Annotated in this window: 2 protein-coding genes; both read left to right on the top strand. The window is 71.5% G+C overall.

Annotation, left to right across the window (positions count from 1 at the left end; translation table 11 throughout):
* Nucleotides 1–774: tetratricopeptide repeat protein (locus AB0M20_RS44310; protein WP_364307574.1), on the top strand; the 774-nt coding region annotated here is incomplete at its 5' end.
* A 216-nt stretch (nt 775–990) separates the two neighbouring features.
* Nucleotides 991–1,258, top strand: a 268-nt coding sequence (locus AB0M20_RS44305; RefSeq protein WP_364307572.1) for a discoidin domain-containing protein, incomplete at its 3' end; no start/stop codon positions are given.

Below are 1,258 nucleotides of genomic sequence, written 5' to 3'. Positions count from 1 at the left end.
GTGCGCAACGCCTACCGGCGGGACTACGCCGCGATCACCGCGATCGGCCTGCCCGCCGCGGAGCGCGACGGTGACGTGCTCGGCCGTGCGCTGATGGCGGGCAACCGCGGGATCAGCCTGGCCTACACCGGGGAGCTGGCCGCCGCCCGGCCGCACGTTGCGCGGGCGGCGCAGCTGTTCGCGTCGATCGGCCACGACCTCGGTGTCGGCAACGCCGAGCTGGAGCTGGGCACGATGTGCTCGCGGTCGGACGACGTGGCCGAGGCCGCCGAGCATGCCGCCCGGGCGCTGCTGGCGTTCACCGCGGCGGGCAACGAGCCGGGGCAGGGCAAGGCGCTGAACAATCTGGGCTGGTACCGCTATCGCAGGGGCGATGCGGCCGGGGCGGTGCAGTACGCGCGGCGTGCCATCGACATGCACCGCCGACACGGATACCACCGTGGACTGGCCGACGCGCTGGACACGCTCGGTGTGGCGTACCGGGCGATGGGCGACCTGGCGGCGGCGATCGCGGCGCTGGGCGATGCGCTGGCCGAGTCGCGCCGGATCGGCGACCGGGTGAGCGCGGCGGACTGCCTGGTCAGCCTGGGTGACACGTACGCGATGGCGGGTGACCCGCCGGCGGCCCACTCGTCCTATGCGGAGGCCGTCGCCATCTACGCCGAGCTGGACGATCCCGAGGTCGAGGTCGCACGACGCAAGCTGCGGAGCATGCAGGTGGACGGACCGGGCGCGGACGGACCGGGCGCGGCGGCTCGAGTCGTCCCGGGGTGACCGCTACCACCCCCCGTCTCCAGTGGTAGAGGGCCCCGGGATGCCCGGCCCCTGGTCTTGAGATCAGTGTGCCGAAGACCGCTATCAAACCGCTCTCACGTCGATGTGTTGACGAAACAGTCACACATCTGAAACCTTGAATCCCTCGTCCCGCAAAAACTCAACAGCAGCCGCGAAAGTTCTGAGCAGACTCCCCGACAGAACTGAGGATCCCCCATGTCCACATCGCGCCGCCGAACCGCCGGCGGCTTCCTCGCCCTCGTCCTCGCCGCAGCGTCCGGGCTGTTCGCCGCCCCGGCCCGGGCGGCCGGCCCCAACCTCTCCCCCGGCAAGGCGGTCAGCGCCAGCGCCTCCCTCGGCGGCTTCGGCGCGAATCTCGTCAACGACCAGAACCCGAGCTCCTACTGGGAGAGCCCGAGTAACGCGTTCCCGCAGTGGGTGCAGATCGACCTCGGCGCGGCCACCTCGGTCGACCAGGTCACCC

The organism is Actinoplanes sp. NPDC051633, assembly GCF_040681735.1.
In the GTDB taxonomy this organism is placed as follows: Bacteria; Actinomycetota; Actinomycetes; order Mycobacteriales; family Micromonosporaceae; genus Actinoplanes.
Note: the sequence above shows the minus strand (reverse complement) of the source record. Positions and strands in the feature narration are given on the sequence as shown.